We start from the raw sequence: 18,263 nt of genomic DNA, 5'->3' as shown, positions 1-18,263 counted from the left end.
GGGCAGGCCGGGGCCGGGTTTCTCCGTTCCGTAAGGCTTCGCGACTCGTTATGCCCGGTCTAGGAGACCTACGGTGCGTGAGTGCGCGCGCTGACCAGACGATTCCCGCATCCACCCGCTTTCCTACGGCGGGGCCCGCTGCGCGAGGGCGCTTTCCCGAGCCGCCTGCACGATCCGCGGGTGGCCGCGCTGCTCGGCATCTGGCTCGGGATCGCGTTCGGGGTGTGTTTCCTGACGGGTCTGTTTTCGCATTTCATGCAGCATCCGCCGTCGTGGCTGGACTGGCCGGCCCGTCCGGTCTGGTTGTACCGGCTGACCCAGGGTCTGCACGTGGCCACCGGGCTGGCGAGTGTTCCGCTGTTGCTGGTAAAGCTGTGGACGGTGTATCCGCGGCTGTGGGAATGGCCGCCGGTGCGTTCGGCGGCCCATGCGCTGGAACGGGTGACGATCGTGCCGCTCATCGCGGGTGCCCTGTTCCAGCTGGCCACCGGAATAGCGAACATCGCGCAGTGGTACCGCTTCCGGTTCTTCTTCACCGTCACCCATTACTGGGTCGCCTGGATCACGATCGGCGCGCTGCTGGTGCACGTCGCCGCGAAGCTCGCGGTGGTGCGGGCGAACGTCGGCCCGGGCCGGGCCGGCCGCGCGCCGCTCGCGGACCGGGTCAGCAAGCCGGAACCGCCGGGGGAGGGACTGTCCCGGCGTGGCCTCGGGATCGCGGTCGGCACCGCCGCCGGCGTCATCACCCTCACCAGCGCCGGCCAGTTCGTGCCCGGGCTGGCCCGGCTCGACCTGCTCGCGCCCCGGCGGCCCGACGCCGGCCCGCAGCGGCTGCCGGTCAACCGGACCGCGGCCGCGGCGCGGGTCGTCGCCCTCGCCCGCGACCCGGGCTACCGACTGGACGTCGTCGGCCCGCGCCCGTTCTCTCTCGGCCTCGACGAGTTGCTGGCATTCGACCACCACACGTCCAAGCTGCCGATCACCTGCGTGGAGGGGTGGGCCGCCGACGCGACCTGGCATGGTCCGCGGCTGCGGGACCTGCTCGACGCCGCGGGCGTCCCGCCCGACGCGACGGTCCGGGTCGAGTCGCTCGAGGTGCGCGGCGGCTACCGCGCCAGCGAGGTGAACCCCCCGCACGCCCGCGACCCGCTGACGCTGCTCGCCACGGGGCTGAACGGCGCCAAGCTCGACATCGACCACGGATACCCGGCCCGGCTCATCGCCCCCAACCGGCCCGGCGTGCTGCAGACCAAGTGGGTGCACCGGGTGGTGATGCTGTGAAGGCGACCCTCGCCGCGGTCCTGCGTGGCGTGCTCGTAGTCGTCGGCCTGGCCGTGATCGGATACGGCGTCCACGGGCTGCTGACGATGACGCGGGCCACCCACCCGCCACAGGCGGCCCGGTGGCTGATCGGCGCAGTCCTGGTGCACGACCTGGTCGCCGTCCCGGTCACGGCCATCATGGGGCTGCTGCTCACCCGGTTCGTGCGCGCGCCGTACCGGGCGGTCGCGCAGGGCGCGCTCCTGGTCAGCGCGACCGTCGCGCTCGCGTCCCTGCCTCTCTGGCGCGGCTACGGCGGCTCGCCCGACAACCCGACGGTGAACCCGCTGCCCTACGGGCGGAACCTGGCGATCGTCCTCGGCGCCGTGTGGGCCGGCGCCGCGGTCGTGATCGCCGTCCGGGCGATGCGGGCGCGTCGCACGCGGGTGGTCCGCGCCGACCCGTCCCGCGGCGCGGACCACCCGCCGGCCGCTGATCAGCCGGGGCGGCGGGTCACCGAGGGTTCATGACCGGCCCAGCGCCGCGAAGTGCCGGCCGCCGCCGCGCCAGGTCTGCGTGACGCGCAGCCCGGCGGCCGAGGCGTAGCCGACGACCTCGCAGGCGGCGACGAACGCCCAGGGGAACGATCGCGACACCTGTCCGTCCGGCCCCTCCAGGCGGACCAGCCGTCGGCCGGCCGGGGACGGGTGCGGCCGCAGCTCGACGAGTACCCGGCCGGCCGGGCCGAGCAGCTCGGCGGCGCGGGTCAGCAGCCGGCCCGGGTCCCCGCCGATGCCGATGTTGCCGTCGGCCAGCACCAGCGTCGACCAGCGTCCCTCCGCCGGCAGCGGGCCGAAGACGTCGCGGCACAGCGCTGGCGCGCCGGCCCGGCGGGCGAGGCGTACCGCGAAGGGCGCGACGTCGACGCCGAGCGTCGGCACGCGGCGGGCGCAGAGCGCGGCGGTCAGCCGCCCGGGGCCGCAGCCGACGTCGAGGGTCGGACCTGCGCAGCGCCGCAGCAGGGACGCGTCGCCCGCGACGAGCCCGCCACGCCAGCTGGGCACCGGCAACGGCTCGCGCCGCCCATCGGGGTGGCGTACCCACAGCCGGCCGTCGGCGGAGCGCAGCGCCGCCTCGTACAGCGCCGTCGGCGCGCTGCCCTCCATGACCGGCGGGGTCCACTGCCCGGCCCGGTCACCGAGCCCGACGGTCGCCGGCGGCCCCGCGGCGGCGGCCGTCGTCATCGCCCGACCAGCGGGCGGGCCGCGCCGGTCCGGGCCGCATCGTTCCCGATGGTCCGCACGGCGGCGGCGAACCGGCCATCGGGGGCGAGCCGCGCGACCGCGTCGGCGTCGGCCGCGGTGTCGACGTCCCGCAGGACCGGCAGCGTCGTGACGCGCAGGCCGGCCTKGGTCAGCCGTTCGAGCTGTCGGGCTCCGGTGTCAGGTTGGGAGGTGGCGATGCCGCGCAGCAGGCGGCCGTCCGGGCGGCGTAGGCCGAGCGCCCACCACCCGCCATCGGCGGCGGGGCCGAACACCGCGTCTGTGCGGGCCAGCGCGCGGCAGGCGTCGGCGAGCAGGGTGGGTGTCACCTGTGGGGTGTCCATCCCGATCAGAAGCGTTGGGCCGGCGGCGGCGTCGAAGGCGGCGGCGAGCCGGGTGTCGAACGGTCCCCGGGCCTGCGGGATTGCCTCGATCGGCACGCGTAGCCAGGGGCCGACGGCGCCGTCGAGCACCAGGACGGCCCGGACCGGCCCGATACCGGGAAGCCGGGTCAGTCGGCTGACCGCCGTCAACGTGTCCGCGATGGCCGCCTCGGCCACGGCGGCGGCCTGCGCCGGGGTGAACGGCGGCGTCAGCCTGGTCTTGACCCGGCCGGGGACCGGTTCCTTCGCCACCACCAGCAGAGTCACCGCGACAGGCGGCTCCTCGGGCCACCGCGCGGTCATCGCAGCGCCGCCAGCGCGGCCGTCATGTCCCGTACGGTGCGGGCCGTGCCGAGTGGTGTTCCGGTCACCTTCGACCGCCCGACCCGGGGGTGGTAGTCGACGTCCCTCTCGACGATGCGCCAGCCCGCCTGCTCTGCGCGCAGCAGCAGCTCCAGCGGGTAGCCGAAGCGGCGGTCCGTGATCGGCAGGCGTAGCAGCTCGGCTCGGCGGGCGGCCCGCATCGGCCCGAGGTCGCGGACCGGGACGCCGCGACGGCGCAGCCGCTGGGCGACCACCGCGTTGCCGAGCCGGGCATGCGGCGGCCAGGCCCGGGCGGACGTCGGCCGGCGGCGGCCCAGGACGAGGTCGGCGCGCCCGGCCGTCAGCTCGGCCACGAGGCCGGGAAGCTGCGCGGGGTCCAGGGACGCGTCGGCGTCGCAGACACAGACCACGTCGGCGTCCGCCGCGAGCAGGCCGGCGTGCACGGCCGCCCCATAGCCGCGCCGCGGCACGTCGACGACAACGGCGCCCCGCTCACGGGCGAGCTGTGGGGAACCATCGCGGGAGCCGTTGTCGGCGACGACGGCTCGATATCCGGGCGGTATCCGTTCGAGGACCCAGGGCAGCGCCTCGGCCTCGTTCAGGCAGGGGAGCACGACGTCCACCGAGACCGGCCCCTGGTGACTTTGCGTGAGCATGATCGCGACTCTAGTGACAGTCGGCCGTCGTCGACCCTTACCAAACAAGGAAATCCGCTGGTGGGCGACTGTCTCGGCGGAGCCGGCGCGGGTCTTCTTACGAATCCGTGACGGCAGTTCCGGTGTCGCTCGCGGGCGGTATCCGCGCTCTATGGTGGCGACGTGGCTCGTGTCCTGGTGGTCGATGACGACGCCACTGTGGCCGAGGTCGTCGACCGGTATCTGCGCAATGCCGGGTTCGACGTCGACCGGGCCGCGGACGGGCCGGCCGCGTTGCGGATGGTCGAGGCGGCCGCTCCGGACCTGGTCGTCCTGGACCTGATGCTCCCCGGTCTTGACGGCATCGAGGTGTGTCGCCGGCTGCGGGAGCGGGGCCCCATCCCGGTGATCATGCTGACGGCGCGCGGTGAGGAGACCGACCGCATCGCCGGGCTCGAGTGCGGCGCGGACGATTACGTGACCAAGCCGTTCTCACCGCGGGAGCTCACGTTGCGGGTGCGGTCCGTGCTGCGCCGGGCGAGCGAGCCGCCGCCGGCCGGCTCCGGCATTCTGCGTGCCGGCGCCCTCGTCGTCGACGCCGCCGCCCGCACCGCGACCCGGCACGGCGGCTCGCTCGGGCTCACCGTGCGCGAGTTCGACCTGCTGGTGTTCCTGCTCCGCCACCCCGGCCGCGCCCTCACCCGCGCGGAGCTGCTGGAACAGGTGTGGGGTTGGACCTACGGCGACCCGTCGACCGTCACGGTGCACATCCGCCGGCTGCGGGAGAAGATCGAGGACGACCCGACGGCCCCGCGGCTGCTGGTCACCGTGTGGGGCGTCGGATACCGATACGACCCGCCGGCCGCGCACCACTCGGATTCTCTGGGCCGGTCCCGCGCCGCCGATGAGTAGGTCCGGCTGGTCGGCCAGAACGGAGGCGCTGGCATGAGCGCGGACCTGCAGGTCGTCGGGATCGCCCTCGCCTGCTCGGCGGTGGCCGCACTGACCGGTGTGCCGCTGCTTCGCCTGCTGCGCGCACGCCCGCTGTGGGCCACCGCGGTCGTGCTGAGCGTCGTTCCGATCCTCGCTGTCGCGGCCGGCGTGGCCGGTACCGCCCGCGCCATGTTCCTCTCGCACCATGACCTGCGGGTCGTGCTGATCGTCGTGGCGGTCTCCGCGGTGGTCGCGACCGCCGCCGCGGTGCGCCTTGGTCGGCCGGTCGTCGCGGCCACCGGTTCGCTGACCCGCGCGGCGGGCACGCTGGGTGACCCGGCCTACCAGCGGGCCGGCCGGCTCCCGACCGTCGAGCTGACCGCCCTGGCGGGCACGCTCGACGCGACACACGTACGTCTGGTGGCGTCGCGCGACCGTGAACGCGCGCTGGAAGCCAGCCGGCGCGAACTGGTGGCCTGGATCAGCCACGACCTGCGTACCCCGCTCGCCGGGATCCGGGCCACGGCGGAGGCGCTCGCGGACGGCCTGGTCACGGATGTTGGAACTACGGAGCGTTACCACCGGCAGATGCTCGCCGACGCCGAACGGCTGACCGGCATGGTCGACGACCTGTTCGAGCTCGCCCGGCTCCAGGCCGGCGCGCTCGAACTGACCCTGGAGAAGGTCTGCCTCGCCGACATCGTGTCCGACGCCGTCGCCGTCGTCGATCCCATCGCCCGCGCCAGGCGGGTCGTCGTCACCGGCAGCACCGACGACGCCGTCTACGTCGACGTGGATGCCACCCAGGTCAGCCGCGCGCTGATCAACCTGCTGATCAACGCCATCCGCCACACCCCCGACGACGGCACCGTCGAGGTCCAGGTCGAACGGACGGGCGGCGCCTCGCGCGGCGACGGAGCGGGAGCGGGAGCGGCCGACGACAGCCGGGCGATCGTCGCGGTCGCCGACCGGTGCGGCGGCATCCCCACCGAGGACCTGCCGCGCCTCTTCGACCTCGGCTTCCGCGGGGAGACCGCGCGTACTCCCGGCGACGGGGGCGATCATCCACATCAGCCCCGGGTGCGGTCCGGCATCGGGCTGGCGATCGTCCGGGGCATCGTGGAGGCGCATGGCGGGGACGTCACCGTCCACAACCAGCACGACGGCTGCCGCTTCGTCGTCGCCCTTCCCGCCGCCTGAACCTCCCAGGAGGAGCGGGCTTCCGCGACTCGTAAGATCCATCGGGCGCCCGCGCCGCTAGCGTCGCGGACATGCAGGTCCTCGTCACCGGCGGCGCCGGCTTCATCGGTTCCCACATCGTCGACGCACTGGTCAACACGGGTCATTCCGTCCGGGTGCTCGACGCCCTGCTGCCGGCCGTGCACCGCACGAAACCAGCCCTCAACGACGCCGCCGAGCTCATCGTCGGAGACGTCACCGACCGGGCGACGGTCGGGTCGGCGCTCGACGGGGTGGACGCCGTCTGCCACCAGGCGGCCATGGTCGGCCTCGGCGTCGACCTCGACGACCTGCCCGCCTACGCCACCCACAACGACCTCGGTACCGCGGTCCTGCTCGCCGCGATGGCCCGCCGCGGCCTCGGGCGGCTCGTGCTGGCCAGCTCGATGGTCGTCTACGGCGAGGGCGGCTACCGCTGCGCCGCGGACGGGCCCGTCCGTCCCGGTCCCCGACGGCCCGCCGACCTGGAGAACGGCGGGTTCGAGCCACCCTGCCCCCGCTGCGGCCGGCCGCTGGACTCGACGCCCGTCACCGAGGGCGCGCCGCTGGACCCGCGCAACGTCTACGCGGCCACCAAGGTCGCCCAGGAACACCTCGCCGCCGCCTGGGCCACCGCCACTGGCGGCACCGTGATGGCGCTGCGGTACCACAACGTCTACGGCCCGCGGATGCCGCGGGACACGTTCTATGCCGGGGTCGCGTCGATCTTCCGCAGCGCACTGGAGCGGGGCGGGCCACCGAGGGTCTACGAGGACGGCGGCCAGCTGCGCGACTTCGTCCACGTCCGTGACGTCGCCGACGCCAACGTGGCGGCGCTCCGGCACGACGGCGCACCCGGCCGGCTCGTGCCGGTCAACGTCGGCTCCGGACAGCCCCACACCGTCGGCGAGATGGCGAGCGCGCTGGCCCGTGCCTTCGGCGGACCGATGCCCGTTGTCACCGGGCAGTACCGGGCCGGCGACGTCCGGCACATCGTCGCGTCCTCCGACCGCGCCCGCGATCTGCTCGGTTACCAGGCGGCGGTCACCTTCGACGCGGGGATGACGGCCTTCGCCCGCGACCCGCTGCGCGGGTGACAGCAGACGCGTCCCCGGATCCGTCAGCCCCAGCGGCGGGTCGAGTTCGGCTCTGGGCGCGGTAGCGCCCGGGAGGGATGGCACGGTCGCGGGAGAAGGCGCGGGAGAACGCGTACTCGGAGGTGTAGCCGACGGCGTGGGCGATGACCCCGATCGGGTCGTCGGTGTCGCGCAGCGCGCGGGCCGCGAGGTCCATCCGCCATCGGGTCAGGTACGCGGCCGGGGTCTCGCCGACGAGCGCGGGGAAGCGGCGCGCGAGGGTGGCGCGGGAGACGGCGACGTGGTCGGCGAGCGAGGTCAGTGTCCAGGCGCGGCCGGGGTCGGAGTGCAGAGCGGTGAGCGCCGCGCTGATCGTGGGGTCGTTCAGCGCGCGTAGCCAGGAGATCGATGGTGTGGTGGGCGCGGCGCGCAGCCACGCCCGCAGCACCTGGATGAGCAGGACGTCCACGAGCCGGTCGAGCAGCGTCGTGGCGGCCGGGCCTGGTTCGGTGAGTTCGCCTGACAGCAGGCGGAGGGTGTCGGCGAGCGGCCCGGCGCCGGGTGTCCCGGCGGGTATGTGGACCACCTCGGGCAGCAGGGTGAACAGCGGGGTGGTGACGGCGGGGTCGTGCCGGTAGGAGGCACACAGGATTCTGGTCCGCGCCGGCARGGTCCCGACGTCCAGGCGACCATCGCTGGCGAGCGCCGCTTTCGACACGGCGTGGTCGAACGGTTCCAGCGGACCGTCCGGGTCGCCGGCCAGGCCGTGTTCGGACCCGGTGGGCAGGAGAACGACATCCCCGGGCATGAGCCGTAGGGGCGGTTGCCCGGGAAGGCGCAGCCAGGCTGTGCCGGCGGTGACGGCATGGAAGGCCGCCGCCGAGATCCGGAACAGCCGCAGTCCCCACGGATCGCCGGCGTGGACCGTCGCGGCGACCGTCCCGCGCACACCGGCGACGCGCAGCACGTCACCGAGCAGATCCATTCCCGCAGCCTACCGATAGGCCTCTCACCCCCTGATCTGTGCGACGATCAGACAAGAATCTGAGACTTCCCGGCATCGATAGCTCACCTTGCGCGCCATACGGTTGATCTGTTCCAGATCGCAACCGGAAGGCGACACATGAACGTCAACGGCAGCATTGCCCTGGTGACCGGCGCGAGCCGGGGCCTCGGCGCTCGTCTGGTCGGCGAGCTCCTCGACGCGGGCGCGAGCAAGGTCTACGCCACCGCGCGGGACCCCCGCGCCATCACGTCGGCTGTGAGCACCGACCCGCGGGTCAACGTCCTGGCGCTGGATGTCACCGACTCCTCGAGCGTGGACGCCGCGGCCAAGGCCGCGACCGATGTCACCCTGCTGATCAACAACGCCGGAGTTCTCGGATTCGGCGGGGCCCTCGACGGTGATCTGGACCTGTTTCAGCGTGACGTGCTGACCAACCAGATCGGACTGCTGCGGGTGAGCCAGGCCTTCGTGCCCGTCCTGACCGAGAACGCGCCGGGCGCGATCGTCAACGTACTGACCTTGATCGCGCTCGCGCCGGTGGCTGGAATGGCGGGCTACTGCGCGTCGAAGGCGGCCGCGCATTCGATCACCCAGTCCCTGCGGGCGGAACTACGCGGCACTGGCGTCGAGGTCGTCGGCGCCTACCCCGGCGGTATCGACACGGACATGCTCGCCGGGGTCGATGCCGTCAAGGCGCCGCCGCGAGTGGTCGCGGAACGGATCGTCGCCGGCGTCGCCGCCGGGCAGACGGTGATCTGGCCCGATGACGCCGCTGCCGGCGCGGGCTCGGTCTACCTCACCGACCCGCTGGGCCTCGAGAGGATGCTCGCAGGCTGACCTGCGGCTTCCGGATGGGTGTGCCGTCAGCGCGGTTCGGTGGGTTCCTTCCAGCCGTCAGGCGGTCCGAGCTCGGAGGCTTCGGGGCCGAACGCGGCGCGGTAGCGGGCGGCGATGGGGGCCCAGCGCTGGCCCGGTGCCCAGGGCTCGCCGCCGGCGAGGTGGGTGGCGAGCAGGTCGAGGCATTCGTGCCAGCCGGCGCCGTCTCGGGCGGCCTTGCCCAGCGGGGTGAACTCGGCGACGAGCGTCAGCGCGCACCAGCCGGTGCCGCCGGCGTCGTCGGCGGCGGTGGCGAGCTCGAAGCGCAGGATGTCGTCCGGACCCCAGCGCAGCTCCAGTACCGCTGGCGGCTCGAACCGCAGCATCTCGCCGGTCATGGCGGGGAGGTCCTGGTCGGGGAACGGGAACGTCAGTGCGGCGCCGGTCGCCCGGTCGCCGACGATGCCGGTGGGGAACCAGGCTCGCAGGTCCTCCGGGTCGGTCAGTGCGCGCCATACCCGCTCGCGGGGGTGGCGCAGCAGCCGTTCGTAGCGCAGCCGGGCGCGGTCTCCGACGCGTTCGAGCGTTCCCAGCCGGTCGGTGGTCGTCGCCATGCGGTCCTCCCTGAGTGCTCAGTGGCCGTTGGCCGTGGTGTCTCGGTGCGGGCCGTCCTGGTTTTCGGCTTGGGCCGCCTCGTCCAGGTGACGTTCGAGGGCGTCGAGGCTGTCGGCCCACAGGGCGCGGTAGGGGGCGAGCCAGTCGTCGAGGGCGCGCAGGGGTGCCGGCTCGATCCGGTAGACCCGGCGCTGCGCGTCGATCCGGCTGGATACGAGGCCGGCGTCACGCAGGACCCGCAGCTGTTTCGACGTCGCGGGCTGGCTCATGCCCAGTGCGGCGACGAGGTCCCCGACCGACCGCTCGCCGGTCCGTAGCGCGTCGAGGATGCGCCGCCGGCTGGGCTCCGCGACGATCGAGAACACTGCCTCCACGCCCTGAACATACCCCGAAGGTTATATGCCTAGCAAGAGATATAAGCGTGTCACGGGCGGCCGACTTCAGGTGCACCGTGACCGAACCCGCGGCCCGTCCGCGGCGGGCGCCGCCCGCCGCGGACGGGCCGACACCGCCGGCTTCGTGATCCACGTCGCCGGCGGCGTCGCGAGCTTCGCCGAGCAGGACTCACCGTTCAACAAGGTCGCGGGGCTCGGCCTCGAAGGCACGCGCCCTCCGAGCGGTTCCGAACGAGGGACCGATGAGAAATGGCGGCGGCGCCGGTCTGATTACGGTCCGCCAGATGCCTGTGACCGCAGCAAGGGAGAGCAACCGATGAGACCGCTCCGATATTCGATCAACGTCACCCTCGACGGCTGCTGCGACCACCGGGTGGGGATGACCCCGGACGAGGAGTCGCATCGCTATTGGGCCGCGAGTCTGGAACGGGCCGATGCGCTTCTCTTCGGCCGGGTGACCTACGAGATGATGGAGGAGGCGTGGCGGCGGCCGGCGGCGGGAACGTGGCCTGACTGGATGGCCGATTGGATGGTCCCCTTCGCCCAGACGATCGACGGGGCGAAGAAGTACGTCGTGTCGGGCACCCTGGACCGGGTCGATTGGAACGCCGAGCTCGTGCGGGGTGACCTGGGGAAAGCCGTCGCGCAGCTCAAGCGGGAGCCTGGCACGGGCCTGTTCGTGGGAGGCGTGACCCTCCCGCTGGCCTTGGCGGATCTGGGATTGATCGATGAGTACGAGTTCGTCGTGCAGCCCGTCGTGGCGGGTCACGGCCCGACGTTGTTCGCCGGCCTGAGCGAGCGGCTCGAGCTGAAGCTCGTCGAGCGCCAGGAGTTCCGGTCGGGGGCGGTCGCTCTGCGGTACCAGCCCAGTCGAGTCACGGACTGAAGGTCGGCTGCCCTGGACACGCGGGCCTGGCAACTCCGCGACATCGACCCGTGCGACAGCGCCCGCGGACGAGGCTGAGGGACGTCGCGGACGCGGAAGACCGGCCTGCCCCCTGGCCGCGCGCCGGCCGGGATCAGCCGCCGGTCACGGCCACGGCCAGGGATCCGACGACCGTGTCCGGATCGTGCGGTGCGTACTGCACGATCTCGATCAGCGCGGCTGTGCCCGGCTCGGGCGGCGGACTTAGGTGGCCGGCGAGTTCCAGCGTGGCGGAGCGTCCTGGGGCGAGATCGACCGCGACCGCGCCGTCCAGGTGTTCCAGACGGGCCTCGCCGCGTCGCGCCGACAGTTTCAGCTCGACCGTCTTCGGGTGGAAGGGCGCCACCCCCAGGGTCTTGGCTGCGGCCACTGACCTTTCCGGGGACAGCAGCCGCGCGCTGACGTGCGTACGGATCCGCGTGTATCCGGGGTTGCCGATGGCGAAGGGCGTCCTGAAGGCCCCGCCCGGAGCCTTCACCGCGTCGATGTTCAGCTGGGCCCAGTGCCGGTCGACGCCGGGCGCGATGGTGGCGGGCAGGTTGTCGTCGAACGCCGCCTCCACGCTCGCGAGCAGGCACACGTGGGCCGGAGCCGTCACCGGGATCACCCCGGTGACGGTCGCCGTCGCGCTCCCGCCCTTCGACGCGACGAGCGCCATCTCCTCGCCGAACCACTTGGCCGAGCTGAAGCCCGCCGTCGGGTCCGTCCACCACACGGTCACTGTGGCCAGCGTTTCCGCGGCGCCGCCGCCGTAGTTGCGGACGTCCACGGTGACGGTCGTCGGCTCGCCCGGGTTGTACACCCGCAAGGGACCGCCGTTGACCCGGATGCCTTCGCACAGCCATCCGAGGGCCGGCGGGGGCAGAGGGGCCCGTTCGATTCCCTGCCGGCCGAGGTCGCCGGCGAAATAGGGAATCACCAGCCAGGGCTTGGCTTCGTCAATGTTCTCGTGTTCCGGCACGTCATCCCTCAGATCTCGTGGAAACCGAGTAGGTGGACCGACAGCGGCTGGTCGTCGATGCGAGTACCGGGTGCCACGTCCCAACAACGGTGGAGCAGACCACGATCGGCGTCCAGATCGATGCTGGGTGGCTCACCGAAGATGTCGTGGGTCAGCTCCTTGATCCAGCTGGGGACGGCGTCGAGCAGATAGCCGGGGTCCTTACCAGGAGGCAGCGGCGCCGACGAGGACGGCTGTTCCACCGGGCTCGTCGGCGCGTAGATGTAGGAGTCGAACTCGTCGGGAGGCGACCGGCGAGGCCAGCCGTTCTGCGCGGTGCTCGGGGTGGAGGTGAACTGCGCGAACAACGGTGTGCCTAGCTGGCCGCCGGTCGGGTAGATCAGTCCGATCGTGGCGAGGAAGGTCCGCGCCTGCAGGAGCCCCTGGAAGAGCGCTCCCTGTGCCTTGGCGAACTCCCGGACCAGCTCGGCGCCGGCGCCGTTCTGGGCGACGGTCACCAGGGTCTGGGCCGTCACCGCCACCTGGGGCGGATGCCCACCGCCGCCGGTGAGCTTTTCCCAGACACGTTCGGGGGTGCACTTGCCCTCCTCCGCCAGCAGCCCGATGCAGATGATGAGGCCGGCTACCAGCAACGCCACCAGGAGCACGAGGATCGCCAGGCAGATGTTCCCCGCGGCGGTCTGCTTGTCACTGGTGGTCGGCGTGGTGGTCGAGCTGGTTGGCCCGTTGGGGTCGTCGCCGTAGGACTGCACCTTCACCCCGCCGCCCGGGCTGCCGGGGACCAGGGTGAGGGTCGCGGCCAGCGCCGGCGGCAGCGGCCTCGGCAGTGGAGGCAGCCCGAACGTGTCGAGCAGGCGAAGGTGCTCGGCCATCCGCCGCAGACCGGTATCGAGGTCCCCCGCGGGCGGCAGGCCCGGGTATGCCGCCGCGAGCGCCGCTTCCAGACACTGGCGGGTGGGCCCAGGGATCGTCTCGGCGCCGCGTTCGGCGCCGAGCGAGACGAGCTCGGCCAGTTCGGTGAGCGAGGGCTGCCCCCGGTTGACCGAGATCCAGGCCCCGACCGTGTTCCTGGCCAGCCGGTCCCGTACCCGGTGCAGGCGGCGCGGCCCGCCGACCACGGCTCCCAGGTAGGCCGACCCGGCGGCGTTGCCGAGGTAGGAGGAGACCGCGCCGGCGGCGAACGCGGTGGATCCGTCGTCCGTCGCCCCGGAGAGCAGCTTCTGTAGGAAGGCGGCGGTGCGGCGGGCCAGGAACCGATCCGCGAAAGGCCAGGAAGCGATGTCCCGGGACTCCTGGCGCGGGTGCGGACGACGCAGGTGCGGTATCGGCGCGAGCGCCGCGTGCAGCGCCGTGATCTGGGCCTGCAAGGTCCCCAGGCCGTTCTTCAGCGCGACGAGCTGTGCGGTTGCCTGATTGAAGCGTGCCGGGGAGGCCGGGTCTCCTGGCGAGAGCAGTGCCGCCTCGACGTCGTCGCGGGCCGCCGAAACCTGGCCGTAGATCGTCAATGCCCGCGACCAGAGGTCGGATGCCTGCCTGACCAGGCCGAGCTCCGCGTCGTCGTCAGCGTGCCAGACCAGGTGGTCGACCAGGGCCCCGAGCGTCGCCGACCCTGGATCGGACTTGATCGCGGTAAGGAGCCGGTCCCGCAGTTCCGGCGGTCCCGCCCCGCCGGCAAGAATTTGCCCATAGACATCGAGATATGCCGTATGTGTCCAGTAATCGATCAAGATCGACCTGCTTTCCTTGTCGCCATGACGGTGATGGCGGCGCCGACGACATCCGGACAGGGGGATGCGCGGAGAAGGTAAGGATCCTGGGATGAGCGGACGGCTTTCCGTGCGCGACAACGATTGCCGGCCGAGCCTGAAGGTGAAACCCGGTCTCGACCGGGGTCGAGTGTGCCAGTTCGGTGTCCGGTCTGGTGGTCGCCTCGCCGGCTCGGATGCCGAGCATTCACGGCTCCGTGTGGGCTCCCGTGGGATGCCAGAGCTTGCCGAACTACACCGCGCGATCAACGCGGGCGAAGGCGTCGCCGACTGCGCCGCGTGCACGCCGCCGATCCCGAGCGGGTGCTGGCCGTGTGTGAACTCGGCGCGATGCCAGCCTGTCACCGTCTCGACCACGGCGACCTCGAAAACCTGCTCGCATGACCCGACCGGCAGCTTGCAAGCCGTCGACGGCGGCATGCTCCAGATGGGTCCTCAGGCGGGATCGCGCCTGGACTCCGGCGCCCTGCGCCGGCCCTGAAGGATCTTCTCGTCCACGCTTCGCGACCCACATCCGCGTACTGACCGGGGTGTCGGCTCCCTGTCAGCTCTGATCGGGTCCGGTGGGCGGCGGTGGGGTGCCGTTCTCGGGGCGCTTGCTGTGGCGTCGTAGTGCGGTGAGTTCGGCGCGGGTCTGGGCGAGCTGGTGCTCGAGCAGCACGATCCTGCAGGCGGCGGCGACGGTGAGGCCCTCGTCGACGACCGCCCGAGCGCGGACGGCCAGATCGAGGTCGGCGCGGGAGTAGCGCCGGTGCCCGCCGTCGGAACGGTGCGGACTCAGCAGTCCTTCCTGGCCGAGCGCGCGTAGGAAGGAGGGTTCGACGCCGATCAGGTCGGCGGCCGCACCCATGCTGAAGGCCGGGTAGCTGGTGTCGTCGATTTTGCCGTGCCGAGTCATATGCCACCCCTCCTACGCCCAGCGGCCGGTGGGCTGTCAGCCCACCGGCCGCCGACCGTCATGCGGTCTGTCTGGGGCGCGCCGTCATGGCTCGAGGACCTTGTGGTCGGTCGTGTCGCGGCCGATCTCGATGCGCCGGGGCTTGGCGTGTTCGGCGACCGGGATCATCACGGTCAACACGCCGTCGCGGTAATGCGCGGCGATGTTGTCCAGGCTCAGCCCGTCGCCGAGGATGATCTGCCGGTTGTAGGTGCCCGTGCCTCGTTCCGAGATCAGGTACTGGGCGTCTTCGGGAGCCAGCCGGCTCCGGCTTGCGCGGACGGTCAGGGTGCCGTTCTCCGCGGTGACGTCGACCGAGTCCGGGTCGACACCCGGCAGGTCGAAGTGCAGGAAGTACGCGTCGCCGGACCGGTAGCAGTCCATGGGCATCATCCGCGGCGTCCGGGCCGCTCCGAGCGCCTCGCTGGCCAGACGGTCGAAGTCATGGAACGGATCGAATCGCAGCAGCATTGCTACAAACCTCCAACCACATGACGAACAATGGATCTCTGATCTTGCGAACCGCCGCGGGTCGCGACGGGTGTAGGCAGTGGCGGCCGGACGGGATGTCACGGCCGCGTCGCGCGCCGGACTCCGGGCCGACGCCGCGCACGCCTTCGGATGGTGCGCAGTTCCCTCGCGCATGGCGGCCGCCAGTCGCCGCCTCGAGCTGTCGGGAGGAGCACCGCCATCGTCCTCACCTCCTGACCTCCCGCGTGGTTCCTCTCGGTCGACTATCTACCCCACCCGTGCCACAAATTATGCATCAGCCAGAGCAGATTTCAAGCGCCGCCCGTCGACATCACCCCCACGGCCACCCGACCCCGACGCCCACCCGACCCTCACACCTGGCACCGTCGCCGCCACCACCGCGCTATGGACTCGACCTCCGCGCCACCCGGTCGACCGGCCAGACAGGCTCGGGTGGTGCCTCATATGCCCGGGCCAGGCGAGGGTTCGCCTCGGCCCGGTCCTGCGCCGGCTGGGGGTCGATGACGAGCTGGCCGACCTGGTCCTGCTGCTGACCAGCGAGCTCGTGACCAACGCCGTGCCGCACGGACGCCGGTGAGGGTGGGGAGCGGTTCCGGGTCGACGGCGCCCGAGTGCACGCGCTGCCACGCCCTGCTCCGGAATTTACGGACCAGGAACGACACCGCCGGTCGGCATCCTGCCTTGGGCTGAACCGTACCCGCGGCGAATTCTATACCAAATCCGATCGCGAGATTACACCCGATCGAGGGTAAAAGATCCGGGCTGTCTGTGTTAGACAAAGTACATGCGACGAGCGGACCGTTTCAGACGGGATGCCGGACGGTTGGTCGGCGGTCGAAGTGCCAGGATCGTGCGGGCCGGCAACTGCTGCTCGCCGATCGACGCCCGCTGACCAGCTACCGCCGTCTCGGACGCGACGATCCGGCGGTCGGTCTATCGCCGCGCCGACGGCCCTGTAATCCAGCCGTCGGCGCATCGGCGGTTTCCTGCGCGAGGAGGCGTCAATTTTTTCGTAGATACGCGAGCCGGTCGCGGCGGGAGCGTCCTAAATACTAGGTCGGCCGTTCCGCGGCCAATCGAACTCGCCATCTACGGTAACGTCAGGTAGCCGGGCAGATATTTTGCCGGGCCTGTCCGCGGCATTTTGCTCGATGCCAAACCTCAGTATATGGTGTGGATGTGGAACTGCCCTATATAGACGTACTTCTCGATACCCATGACCAAGGTGATCGGACGGCGGATGCCTTCTCGCGGCACATACACTGGGGGCTGTGGCCACGGCTGYGCGGTACAAGAATTCGAGGGCGGAATGTCGTCGCCGCCCAGGAGCGGCTCGATGACACGGTCGCTGGCGGGGCGCTGATCTCCGATGGCATGGCCGTCCTGGATGTCGGCTGCGGCTTCGGGGGAACGCTGGGGCGATTGTCGGAACGGTTGCCGGCGGCGCGACTGGTCGGTGTGAACATCGATCATCGGCAGCTCACCCGGGCCCAGTCCACCCGGGCCCAGTCCACCCGGACCCAGTTCATCTGTGCGGACGGCTGCGCGCTCCCGCTGCCCTCCGCCGCGTTCGATGCGGTTCTCGCGGTCGAGTGCATCTTTCATTTCCCGTCCCGGCTCACCTTCCTCAGGGAGGCGCAGCGGGTCCTGAAGCCCGGCGGGCGGATTTCCCTGTCCGACTTCGTGCCCGCGGACAACGGTGACCCGGACGGCGCTGACAGCGCTGTCAGCCGCTGGCTCGAGGACCAGGTCGCCAAGGGATACGGCCGGCAATCGAAGTGGTCGGACGGCGACTATCAGGCAATGGCCGACAAGGCCGGGCTCGTGCTCGAACGGAACGAGGACGTCACCAAACTCACCCTGCCCACCTACCTCTATCTGCTCTCGACCGGCATCGCTCGCGCCGTCACCGGCCGTGGACATGTCCCGATCCGCTCCACGCTCCTTCTCTTTCTGCTCTCGGCCCTCGGCGCGGTCCGATACCGCCTGGTGGTCCTACGCAAGCCGAGTGATCTGGACCGGGACATGGACCATGGTCAGGCGGTGCCGTTCGAGAAGGTTGCCGTGCCCTGAGAAAGCCGTGCCCTGAGATATGAGTCACTCAGCCTCCCGACGGGCCGGAACCGCTGACGGGACATCCCGTCGGGAGGCTGGGCCGATCCGCGGTCTCGGACCCGGGCAGGCCCTGACGGAAGCGGCACTGATGGGGCCGCGCTCCGGGTGGGCGCGGCGGCCGCGGTCGCCGCGGTCGCCGCGTACGGCGTCAGGCCTGGCTGCGCTGGCCCTGCCGCGCCGCGACGCGATAGTGGCCCGGCGGCATGGCGCGGGCGCGGCGGAAGGCACGGCTGAACGCGTAGACGGACGTGTAGCCGACCGAGTGCGCGACCGCCTCGAGGCCCTCGTCGCCGTCCCGCAGGCGCCGGGCCGCGAGGTCGAGCCGCCACCGGGTCAGGTAGGCCCCGGGCGTGTCACCGGTCACCGCCCGGAAGCGCCGGGTGAGCGTCGCGCGTGACACCGCCACCTCGCGGGCGAGCGCCTCGGTGGTCCAGGCGCGGGCCGGGTCGCGGTGCAACGCGGTGACCGCGGCGCCGACCAGCGGGTCGTGCAACGCGCCCAGCACCGAGGGCTGCGTGCCTTCGGGATCGCCGGCGAGCCATGCCCGCAGCAGCTGGACGAGCAGGATGTCGACGAGACGGTCCAGCACCAGCGCCGTCGCGACCTGCCCCGACCGGGCCAGCTCGTGCCCGAGTAGCTGGACGGTGTCCTCCAGCCCGGACCCGCCGGCCTGTGCGCCGATGTGCACGACCTCGGGAAGCAGCGCGAAGGGCTGGCTCGACGACGCCGGGTCGTGCTCGTAGTGCGCGCACAGGACATGGGTCCGGACCGGGCCGGCGCCGATGCGGACCGTCCCCGGTCCCGTCTGCTCGTAGCCGTCGGGCCGGCCGGCCGCCGCGCGTGCCACCGCCGCGGGGTCGCTGCCCAGGGCATGTTCCGTGCCGCGGGGGAGCAGCAGCACGTCGCCCGGCAGGAGCTGACGCGCTGGCTCACCGCGCCGGGCCAGCCAGGCGGTGCCCGCCGTGACGGCGTGGAACGCCGCGCCGGCGCTGGGCGCCGCCCACCAGCCCCAGTCGGCGCCAGCCTCGATCCGGGCGCCGAGGACCCCGCGGACACCGGATACCGCAAGCATCTCGGAGAGGATGTCGATGCCATGAAGCATACTGGTCTGACGCAGGCTGATATGGATCTGACGCTGATACGC

The 18,263-nt window shown here is 72.0% G+C and carries 19 protein-coding genes and 1 pseudogene; 9 read left to right on the top strand and 11 right to left on the bottom strand.

Annotation, left to right across the window (positions count from 1 at the left end; translation table 11 throughout):
• The first annotated feature begins 81 nt into the window (after nucleotides 1-81).
• Both BCD49_RS26800 and BCD49_RS26795 read left to right on the top strand, forming a co-directional pair.
• Nucleotides 82-1,281, top strand: coding sequence for a molybdopterin-dependent oxidoreductase (locus tag BCD49_RS26800; RefSeq protein WP_007507836.1), 1,200 nt, complete (start codon nucleotides 82-84; stop codon nucleotides 1,279-1,281).
• Complete coding sequence (locus tag BCD49_RS26795; RefSeq protein WP_007507837.1) at nucleotides 1,278-1,790, top strand: hypothetical protein; 513 nt, start codon at nucleotides 1,278-1,280, stop codon at nucleotides 1,788-1,790. Before BCD49_RS26800 ends, BCD49_RS26795 begins: the two co-directional genes overlap by 4 nt.
• On the opposite strand, the gene BCD49_RS44300 is transcribed toward BCD49_RS26795, so the two are convergent.
• Genes BCD49_RS44300 through BCD49_RS26780 form a run of 3 tightly spaced genes read right to left on the bottom strand, consistent with a single transcriptional unit; the run spans nucleotide 1,785 to nucleotide 3,885 of the window.
• Complete coding sequence (locus tag BCD49_RS44300; RefSeq protein ID WP_007507838.1) at nucleotides 1,785-2,504, bottom strand: class I SAM-dependent methyltransferase; 720 nt, start codon at nucleotides 2,502-2,504, stop codon at nucleotides 1,785-1,787. The genes BCD49_RS26795 and BCD49_RS44300 overlap by 6 nt on opposite strands.
• Nucleotides 2,501-3,208, bottom strand: coding sequence for a TIGR04282 family arsenosugar biosynthesis glycosyltransferase (locus tag BCD49_RS26785; protein WP_071042028.1), 708 nt, complete (start codon nucleotides 3,206-3,208; stop codon nucleotides 2,501-2,503). The genes BCD49_RS44300 and BCD49_RS26785 overlap by 4 nt, the downstream gene beginning before the upstream one ends.
• Nucleotides 3,205-3,885: a glycosyltransferase family 2 protein gene (locus BCD49_RS26780; RefSeq protein WP_007507841.1), complete on the bottom strand. Its 681-nt coding sequence runs from the start codon at nucleotides 3,883-3,885 to the stop codon at nucleotides 3,205-3,207. The genes BCD49_RS26785 and BCD49_RS26780 overlap by 4 nt, the downstream gene beginning before the upstream one ends.
• 162 nt (nucleotides 3,886-4,047) lie before the next feature.
• Here BCD49_RS26780 and BCD49_RS26775 point away from each other — a divergent pair, with 162 nt between their 5' ends.
• From BCD49_RS26775 to BCD49_RS26765, 3 genes are all read left to right on the top strand, one after another.
• The gene (locus tag BCD49_RS26775) at nucleotides 4,048-4,776 is read left to right on the top strand and encodes a response regulator transcription factor (protein WP_007507842.1); all 729 of its coding nucleotides are present in this window, start codon (nucleotides 4,048-4,050) and stop codon (nucleotides 4,774-4,776) included.
• 33 nt (nucleotides 4,777-4,809) lie between these two features.
• Nucleotides 4,810-5,997, top strand: coding sequence for a sensor histidine kinase (locus tag BCD49_RS26770; protein WP_007507843.1), 1,188 nt, complete (start codon nucleotides 4,810-4,812; stop codon nucleotides 5,995-5,997).
• A gap of 71 nt (nucleotides 5,998-6,068) precedes the next feature.
• Nucleotides 6,069-7,112, top strand: coding sequence for an NAD-dependent epimerase/dehydratase family protein (locus BCD49_RS26765; protein WP_007507844.1), 1,044 nt, complete (start codon nucleotides 6,069-6,071; stop codon nucleotides 7,110-7,112).
• On the opposite strand, the gene BCD49_RS26760 is transcribed toward BCD49_RS26765, so the two are convergent.
• The gene (locus BCD49_RS26760) at nucleotides 7,060-8,076 is read right to left on the bottom strand and encodes an AraC family transcriptional regulator (protein WP_007507845.1); all 1,017 of its coding nucleotides are present in this window, start codon (nucleotides 8,074-8,076) and stop codon (nucleotides 7,060-7,062) included. The two genes, BCD49_RS26765 and BCD49_RS26760, sit on opposite strands and share 53 nt — an antisense overlap.
• A gap of 138 nt (nucleotides 8,077-8,214) precedes the next feature.
• Here BCD49_RS26760 and BCD49_RS26755 point away from each other — a divergent pair, with 138 nt between their 5' ends.
• Entirely contained in the window at nucleotides 8,215-8,934 is a 720-nt protein-coding gene (locus BCD49_RS26755) for an SDR family NAD(P)-dependent oxidoreductase (RefSeq protein WP_007507846.1), read from the top strand.
• Between the two features lie 26 nt (nucleotides 8,935-8,960).
• Here BCD49_RS26755 and BCD49_RS26750 read toward each other — a convergent pair whose 3' ends face one another.
• Nucleotides 8,961-9,527 carry an SRPBCC family protein gene (locus tag BCD49_RS26750; RefSeq protein ID WP_007507847.1) on the bottom strand — a complete coding sequence of 189 codons (567 nt, stop codon included), beginning with the start codon at nucleotides 9,525-9,527 and terminating at the stop codon, nucleotides 8,961-8,963.
• Nucleotides 9,528-9,545: 18 nt separating this feature from the next.
• A complete protein-coding gene (locus BCD49_RS26745) occupies nucleotides 9,546-9,902 on the bottom strand; it encodes an ArsR/SmtB family transcription factor (protein ID WP_027141156.1) in 357 nt (118 codons plus the stop codon).
• Between the two features lie 337 nt (nucleotides 9,903-10,239).
• Here BCD49_RS26745 and BCD49_RS26740 point away from each other — a divergent pair, with 337 nt between their 5' ends.
• Nucleotides 10,240-10,809, top strand: a complete 570-nt coding sequence (locus BCD49_RS26740; RefSeq protein ID WP_027141155.1) for a dihydrofolate reductase family protein — start codon at nucleotides 10,240-10,242, stop codon at nucleotides 10,807-10,809.
• 133 nt (nucleotides 10,810-10,942) lie between these two features.
• On the opposite strand, the gene BCD49_RS26735 is transcribed toward BCD49_RS26740, so the two are convergent.
• A complete protein-coding gene (locus tag BCD49_RS26735; RefSeq protein WP_007507850.1) occupies nucleotides 10,943-11,809 on the bottom strand; it encodes a hypothetical protein in 867 nt (288 codons plus the stop codon).
• A gap of 8 nt (nucleotides 11,810-11,817) precedes the next feature.
• Nucleotides 11,818-13,536, bottom strand: a complete 1,719-nt coding sequence (locus BCD49_RS26730) for a hypothetical protein (protein WP_007507851.1) — start codon at nucleotides 13,534-13,536, stop codon at nucleotides 11,818-11,820.
• 427 nt (nucleotides 13,537-13,963) lie between these two features.
• Here BCD49_RS26730 and BCD49_RS46500 point away from each other — a divergent pair.
• Nucleotides 13,964-14,056, top strand: a pseudogene (locus BCD49_RS46500) (SDR family oxidoreductase); the annotation flags it as partial.
• Between the two features lie 63 nt (nucleotides 14,057-14,119).
• Here BCD49_RS46500 and BCD49_RS26725 read toward each other — a convergent pair.
• Together BCD49_RS26725 and BCD49_RS26720 are read right to left on the bottom strand one after the other, a co-directional pair.
• Nucleotides 14,120-14,473 carry a MerR family transcriptional regulator gene (locus tag BCD49_RS26725; protein WP_007507853.1) on the bottom strand — a complete coding sequence of 118 codons (354 nt, stop codon included), beginning with the start codon at nucleotides 14,471-14,473 and terminating at the stop codon, nucleotides 14,120-14,122.
• Nucleotides 14,474-14,557: 84 nt separating this feature from the next.
• Entirely contained in the window at nucleotides 14,558-14,983 is a 426-nt protein-coding gene (locus BCD49_RS26720) for an Hsp20/alpha crystallin family protein (RefSeq protein ID WP_007507854.1), read from the bottom strand.
• Between the two features lie 1,200 nt (nucleotides 14,984-16,183).
• Between BCD49_RS26720 and BCD49_RS26715 the strand changes: the two genes are divergently transcribed.
• On the top strand, nucleotides 16,184-17,077 hold the full coding sequence (locus BCD49_RS26715) for a class I SAM-dependent methyltransferase (RefSeq protein WP_071042027.1): 894 nt from the start codon (nucleotides 16,184-16,186) through the stop codon (nucleotides 17,075-17,077).
• Nucleotides 17,078-17,267: 190 nt separating this feature from the next.
• On the opposite strand, the gene BCD49_RS26710 is transcribed toward BCD49_RS26715, so the two are convergent.
• Entirely contained in the window at nucleotides 17,268-18,209 is a 942-nt protein-coding gene (locus tag BCD49_RS26710; protein ID WP_035930554.1) for an AraC family transcriptional regulator, read from the bottom strand.
• Nucleotides 18,210-18,263 lie beyond the last annotated feature (54 nt).

Origin of the sequence: Pseudofrankia sp. EUN1h, from assembly GCF_001854645.1 — a bacterium.
GTDB lineage: Bacteria > Actinomycetota > Actinomycetes > Frankiales > Frankiaceae > Pseudofrankia > Pseudofrankia saprophytica.
The sequence above is the reverse complement of the archived record's forward strand: the minus strand, read 5'-3'. Positions and strand labels throughout refer to the sequence as shown.